This is a genomic window from Accumulibacter sp. (assembly GCF_016789985.1).
Taxonomy (GTDB): Bacteria; Pseudomonadota; Gammaproteobacteria; order Burkholderiales; family Rhodocyclaceae; genus Accumulibacter.
In genome coordinates, this window is the sequence record NZ_JAEUOL010000269.1 from 1 (window position 1) to 6,825 (window position 6,825).

6 protein-coding genes are annotated in these 6,825 nt (G+C 63.9%); all 6 read left to right on the plus strand.

The genetic code is table 11. The features are described 5' to 3' along the window. Positions 1–1,055 (plus strand): TGS domain-containing protein (locus JNK99_RS15185; RefSeq protein ID WP_291854517.1); only part of this gene is annotated, 1,055 nt, incomplete at its 5' end. A 55-nt stretch (positions 1,056–1,110) separates the two neighbouring features. Continuing rightward, the gene (locus tag JNK99_RS15190) at positions 1,111–2,346 is read left to right on the plus strand and encodes a D-amino acid dehydrogenase (protein ID WP_291854519.1); all 1,236 of its coding nucleotides are present in this window, start codon (positions 1,111–1,113) and stop codon (positions 2,344–2,346) included. Positions 2,347–2,373: 27 nt separating this feature from the next. Beyond that, the gene (locus JNK99_RS15195; RefSeq protein ID WP_291854521.1) at positions 2,374–3,165 is read left to right on the plus strand and encodes an enoyl-CoA hydratase-related protein; all 792 of its coding nucleotides are present in this window, start codon (positions 2,374–2,376) and stop codon (positions 3,163–3,165) included. 9 nt (positions 3,166–3,174) lie between these two features. Then, the gene (locus JNK99_RS15200) at positions 3,175–3,963 is read left to right on the plus strand and encodes a TatD family hydrolase (RefSeq protein ID WP_291854523.1); all 789 of its coding nucleotides are present in this window, start codon (positions 3,175–3,177) and stop codon (positions 3,961–3,963) included. 189 nt (positions 3,964–4,152) lie between these two features. Then, positions 4,153–4,911, plus strand: coding sequence for a rhodoquinone biosynthesis methyltransferase RquA (gene rquA / locus JNK99_RS15205; RefSeq protein WP_291854525.1), 759 nt, complete (start codon positions 4,153–4,155; stop codon positions 4,909–4,911). A 93-nt stretch (positions 4,912–5,004) separates the two neighbouring features. Then, positions 5,005–6,792: a fumarate reductase (quinol) flavoprotein subunit gene (gene frdA / locus JNK99_RS15210; protein ID WP_291854527.1), complete on the plus strand. Its 1,788-nt coding sequence runs from the start codon at positions 5,005–5,007 to the stop codon at positions 6,790–6,792. Positions 6,793–6,825: the final 33 nt, after the last annotated feature.

Consider the following 6,825-nt stretch of genomic DNA (forward strand, 5'->3'; position numbering starts at 1 on the left):
GGTTTCACTCCTTGCTCGATCTGCAGAGCGCGACCGACGAATCCGGTGATTTTCTCGAACACGTCAAGGTCGATCTGTTTCCGCACGAGATCTACGTATTCACCCCGAAGGGCAAGATCTTTGCCTTGCCGCGTGGTGCCACGGCGGTAGACCTGGCGTATGCGGTGCACTCCGACATCGGCAACCACTGTGTCGCGGCCAACATCAATTTCAAGTCGATGCCGCTGGTGACCGAACTGACCAACGGCGACCGGGTCGAGATCGTCACCGCTGCCGATGCGCACCCGAGCCTGGCCTGGCTCAGTTCGGTCAAGACCGGCCGGGCACGCAGCAAGATCCGCCACTATCTGAAAAGCGCACAGCATGACGAGTCGACGGCGCTTGGCGAGAAGATGCTCGACCAGGAGTTGCGGGCGCTGGGGGTGGTTGCCTCCGAATTGCCGGTGTCAAGCTGGAAGAACGTGTTGCGCGATTCCGGCAACAAGCTGATCAGGGAGGTGTACACCGACATCGGTCTTGGCTTCCGTCTTGCCGGAGTCGTCGCCCGTCGCCTGTTGGCGCGCGAGGACGCGGCGGCGGTGAGCGACCGGCTGCCCGCCTCGCTGGTCATCCGCGGGACCGAAGGCATGGCCGTGCAGTTCGCGCCCTGCTGCCAGCCGATCCCGGGCGATCCGATCATCGGTTCGATCTGGAAGGGCAAGGGCCTGGTCATCCATACGCATGATTGCCTGGCCATCCGCAAGGCGCGCAGCGCCAAACCGACGAAGTGGATCGATGTCGAGTGGGAGCCGGAACCGGGCAAGCTGTTCAGCGTCCGCATGCGGGTGATGGTGCAGAACACGCTTGGTGCGCTCGGGCGTATCGCCACCGAGATTTCCCGCTCGGGGACCAACATCGAGCATGTCAACATGGAAGAGAAGCATCCCGGTCTCTACACGACGATCAACTTCACGGTGCAGGTGGCCAACCGGACTGCCCTGGCGCGCCTGATGCGCAGCGTTCGTCGCTTGCCCGAGGTGGTGCGCATCTTTCGCGATCAGGGGATGACTACTTGAAGCTGCTCGGTGCAATGGGTCGCCCGCCGGGGCCTCGCCAGCGGCATTACCCGGCTTGAAGGTTCTCGTCCTCGGCGCCGGTGTCGTCGGCGTCAGCAGCGCCTGGTATCTGGCCAAGGCAGGACATCAGGTGACGGTGCTGGATCGCCAGCCGGCCGCCGGGCTGGAGACGAGTTTCGCCAACGGCGGGCAGATCTCCGTTTCACATGCCGAACCATGGGCCAACCCGCATGCGCCGCTACGCGCTCTGGCATGGATGTTGCGCGAGGACTCGCCGCTGCTCTTCCGCTGGCGCCGTGATGCCGCTCTGCTCGACTGGAGTCTGCGCTTTCTGCGCGAGTGCACCCCGAGTCGAACGCGTGACAATGTGCGCCAGATCGTCAGCCTGGCGCTGTACAGCCGTCGCCAGTTGCAGGCACTGCGCGCCGAAGCGGCACTGACCTACGATCATCTCGAACGTGGCATCCTGCATGTCTATACCGATCGTCGCGAACTGGCGGCTGCCAGCGCGGCGGCAGCCGTGATGCGCGAGTTCGGCTGCGAGCGCCAGACGGTCAGCGTGGACGAGTGCATTGCCCTGGAACCGGCACTCGAATCGGCACGCTCGCTGCTGGTTGGCGCCGACTATACTGCGGCGGACGAGTCCGGTGACGCACATCGCTTCACGCAACAACTGGCTGCCCGTTGCGCGGCGCGTGGTGTTGCCTTCCGTTACGGCGTGACGGTGGAGCGGCTGCAACCCGTCGCTGGCCGACTGGCGGGGGTGCTTGCCGGAGGCGAACTGTTTCAGGCTGATGCCTACGTTGCCGCACTGGGCAGCTATACACCCCTTTTGCTGCGGCCATTGGGCCTGCGCTTGCCGGTTTACCCCGCAAAGGGATATTCGGCCACCGTTCCCCTGGCGCCGGCCAGCATCGCGCCGACCATCAGCCTGACCGATGATGGCCACAAGATTGTCTTTTCACGGCTCGGCCAGCGCCTGCGCATCGCCGGAACCGCCGAATTCAATGGTTATGGCATGGAACTTAACGCCGTACGCTGTGGCGCCCTGATCAAGCGGACGAAGCAGCTTTTTCCTGCCCTGCAACCGGCGGGGGAAATCGAGTTCTGGTGTGGCCTGCGCCCGGCGACGCCCTCCAATGTACCGCTGATCGGCCGTTCGAGCATTCCCAATCTGTACATCAACACCGGGCATGGGACGCTCGGCTGGACGATGGCCTGCGGCTCGGCGGCCGCCCTGGCCGACATTGTCAGCGGCCGTTCTCCCGAGCCTCCCTTTCGCTTCCTTTGAGCCCGCCCAGGCGGCGCTGGAGACCACATGACTACCGTGATCTATGAATTGCGCGAACACGTTGCCGTTCTCACCCTCAACCGGCCGGAGTCGCTCAATGCGCTCAATCTCGCGATGATCGACCATCTGCGGGCCAGCACGGAGCGTGCCGCCTTCGATCGGCAGGCGCGCGCAGTACTTCTGCAGGGGGCAGGGGATCATTTCATGGCCGGCGGTGACATCAAGTGGTTTCGCGACCAGCTTGCCCTGCCGCCGCAGGAGCGCCAACGGCGCTTCGAGCAGGTGATCGCTGACGTCCATGGCTCCATTCTTGCGCTGAAAGGGATGGGCAAGCCGGTGGTCGCTGCCGTACAAGGTGCCGTGGCCGGCTTCGGCATGTCACTGATGATGGCCTGCGACATGGTCGTGGCGGCCGACAACGCCTACTTCACCCTGGCCTACAGCAATATCGCGCTGTCCCCCGATGGTGGCGCCACCTGGTCACTGCCGCGACAGGTCGGTCTCAAACAGGCAATGGAGATCGCCCTGCTGGGCGAGCGCTTCGACGCCGCGCGCGCCCGCGAGCTTGGCCTGCTCAATCGTGTCGTGGCGCCGGAACGGCTGGCAGGCGAAGCACTGGCTCTGGCGCAGAGACTGGCCAGCGGGCCCGCGGCTGCCTTCGCGCGCACCAAGGCACTGCTCAACCGATCCAGCGAGACTTCACTGGAAACGCAGTTGCAGGCCGAACAGCACGCTTTTGCCGCCTGCGGGGCCGAAGCCGACTTCACCGAAGGGCTGGCGGCCTTCTTCGATCGACGGCCGGCGTCTTATCATCAGTAGCCTCCGCGCATGCTGATCGACACCCATTGCCACCTCGCGGCGGCCGCTTTCGCCGACGATCGTCAGTCGGTGGTGAGCGCGGCGCGGCAGGCCGGGGTGTCGACCCTCGTCGTCCCGGCGGTAGACGCGGCCGGGTTTGGCGAGGTGCGCGCGGTCTGTGCGCTGCATGCGGGTTGTGCCCCCGCGTTTGGCATTCATCCGCTGTACGTGCAGCAGGCCGACGAGGACGACCTCGACCGTCTGCGCGCGGCTCTGCTGTGCTCGTCGCAGGGGCAGCAGCCGGTGGTTGCGGTGGGCGAGATCGGTCTCGACTTCTTCGTCGCCGACCCGGACGTCGCGCGGCAGGAGCATTTCTTCGTCGAACAGCTCAGGATTGCCCGTGCTGCAGATCTGCCGGTGCTGCTGCATGTTCGCCGCTCGATCGACCAGGTGCTCAAGTACCTGCGCCGGATTCGCGTACCGGGCGGCATCGCCCACGCTTTCAATGGCAGCCGGCAGCAGGCCGACGAGTTCATCCGGCTTGGCTTCAAGCTCGGTTTTGGCGGTTCGCTCACCTATGGCGGTTCGACCCGCATACGCCAGTTGGCGGCGGCCCTGCCGCTCACCGCGATCGTCCTGGAGACCGACGCGCCGGACATGCCGCCGGCCTGGCTGGCCGGTGAACGGAACCTGCCGGGCGAGTTGCCGCGGATCAACGACGTGCTGGCCACGCTGCGCGGCATCGATGGGCGCGCACTGGCGCTGGCGACGGCGACCAACGCGCGGGCCGTGCTGCCTCGGTTGCGTTCAGACGACTGATCGGTTAGGGTACGGCCTGTGACGGCTTGGGGCGACACCTTGCGGGGGGATGGGACAACCAGCCGGCGGGTGAACACGACAATCCGGGGCGAGGTTTTTTGGGCCGGTGGCAGACCAGCGGTCGGGCTCCGACCGGCTTACCGATCACGAAAGATTTCTTTGCCGAGCGCAAACGTTGGCATCTCCATCATGAAAAACAGCTTCGATCGACCGGTTGCCACGTGCGTGGCGGCGAAGAAGGTTCTCCCTGCCATTCCGCAGTACCTCCAGGCCCACTATTGGTGGGCCTACGTCCATCCACGCGCGGTGCATGTTTTCGAGCGGCAGTGGCTGGTCAACCTGATTCTCTGGGGTAACTACAAGCGGCTGTGCAATGCGGTGTTGCAGGACTATGGCCACTACCTGCCCGGGCGCACACTGCAGATTGCCTGTGCCTACGGCGATCTGACACCGCGCCTGGCGGATTGCGTAACGTCCAACGGCATGCTCGAGATCGTAGACATCCTGCCGATCCAGCTCGAGAACCTGTCGAGCAAGCTGGGCAGTGAAGTTCCGATCAAGCTGCATTGCATGGACTCCGCGGCGCTTACCTTTGCCGACGCGTCCTTTGACCGGGCATTGTTGTTCTTCCTGTTGCACGAACAGCCGCAGGTGGTGCGCGAGAAGACACTCGCCGAAGCGCTGCGGGTGGTCCGTCCGGGAGGTACGCTGACCATCGTGGACTACGCGCCGCCGAGCCGCTTCAACCCGTTGCGCTACTTCTGGAAGCCTGTGCTCGATCGCCTGGAACCGTTTGCACGGGATCTTTTCAGTGAGGAACTTGCTGCCTGGTTGCCAAAGGACGGTGGTTTTGTCACCCTCGGCAAGCAGCGTTTCTTTGGTGGCATGTATCAGATGTTGACCCTCAAGGTTGCTGAAGCAGGCAACGCGCGGCAAGCTGGTAAGTAGGTAGTCAGCCGGTCCCGTCGCAGTGTCTGCTGCGCGGGGCTTCTCGCAAGTTGATCGCGACCGGCTCTGGTCCGGTGCGAGAAAGGATCAAGCGTGGAGATATACAAAGCAGATGTGGTGATCGTGGGCGGCGGTGGGGCTGGCCTGCGGGCGGCGATCGCCGTGGCGGAGTCCGATCCGGCGCTGCGCATCGCTCTGGTGTCCAAGGTTTATCCGATGCGCAGCCATACGGTTTCTGCCGAAGGCGGTTCGGCCGGGGTGAAGCAGGCGACTGACAGCCTCGATTATCATTTCAATGACACGGTCCACGGCGGTGACTGGCTGTGCGAGCAGGACGTGGTCGAATACTTCGTCGCGCACTGTACCGAGGAGCTGACCCAGCTCGAGCACTGGGGCTGCCCGTGGAGTCGCACGCCGGACGGACATGTCAACGTGCGTGCGTTCGGCGGCATGAAGATCGAACGGACCTGGTTCGCGGCCGACAAGACCGGTTTCCACATGTTGCACACACTCTTCCAGACGTCGATCAAGTACCCCTCGATCAAGCGCTTCGACGAGCACTTCTGCGTCGACCTGATCGTCGAGGATGGCCGCGTGCAGGGAGTGGTGGCGATCGAGATCGGGTCCGGGGAGTTCACCCTGGTCGAGGCGCGTTCGGTGGTCATCGCCACGGGCGGAGCCGGCCGGGTGTTCCGCGAGAACACCAATGGCGGCGTCGTCACCGGCGACGGCATGGCCCTGGCCTATCGGCACGGGGTGCCTCTGCGCGACATGGAGTTCGTTCAGTACCATCCGACCTGCATGCCCGGCACTGGTCTCCTGTTCACCGAAGCCTGTCGTGGTGAAGGGGGTTTCCTGGTCAATAAGGACGGCTATCGTTACTTGCAGGACTACGGTCTCGGCCCGGCCGAGCCGACGCCGCGCAACAAGGCGATGGAACTCGGGCCGCGCGACCGCCTCAGCCAGGCTTTCTGGTACGAGCAGCAAAAGGGGCGCACCATCGAGGGGCCGCACGGGTCGGTCGTACACCTCGATCTGCGTCATCTCGGTGAGCAGAAACTGCGCGAGCGCCTGCCGCAGATCTATGAGCTGGCCGAACAGTTTCTCGGGGTTGACCCGGCACATGCGCCGATTCCGGTACGGCCTGCGGTACATTACACGATGGGTGGGATCATGGTCGACGGTCTGTGCGCAGCACCACTGTCTGGTCTCTATGCTGCCGGTGAGTGCTCGAGCGTCGGCATTCATGGTGCCAATCGGCTGGGTTCCAACTCGCTGTCCGAGTTGCTGGTGTTCGGCAAGGTGGCCGGCGTGGAAGCGGCGCGTTTCGCCAGGTCGACCTCTCCTGGCGATTCGGCAAAGCTGCTCAGACAGGCGCAGGCCGTCGAGCAACGGGTGACCGGCCTCAAGCTCAAGACAGGCGGCAGCGAGCGTATCGCCACCTTGCGCAGGGAAATGGCGCAGACCATGGAAGACGGTTGCGGTATCTATCGCCTGGCGGAAACGATGCAGAAGACCTGCGACAAGCTCGACGAGCTAAAGGTGCGTTTTCGGGATGTCAATATCGAGGACAAGTCGAGTGTCTGGAATACCGAGTGGCTGCTGGCCATCGAACTCGAGTATCAGCTCGACGTGGCACAATCGATGGCCTATTCGGCGCTCAATCGGCGTGAATCGCGCGGTGCGCACCAGCGGCTCGACGGCTTCGAGCAGCGTGATGATGTCAACTTCCTGAAACATTCGCAGGCACACTATGTCGCCGGCGGCTCGCCGCGCATCGACTACGGTCCTGTCAAGATCACCAAATCGCAGCCGGGCACCCGTGCCTACGGTGCCGCAGGCGAGAAGGCTGAGCAGGAAAGGAAGGCCTCCAATGTCTGAGAATCAGAAAGTCATCGAAATCGAGGTTCTGCG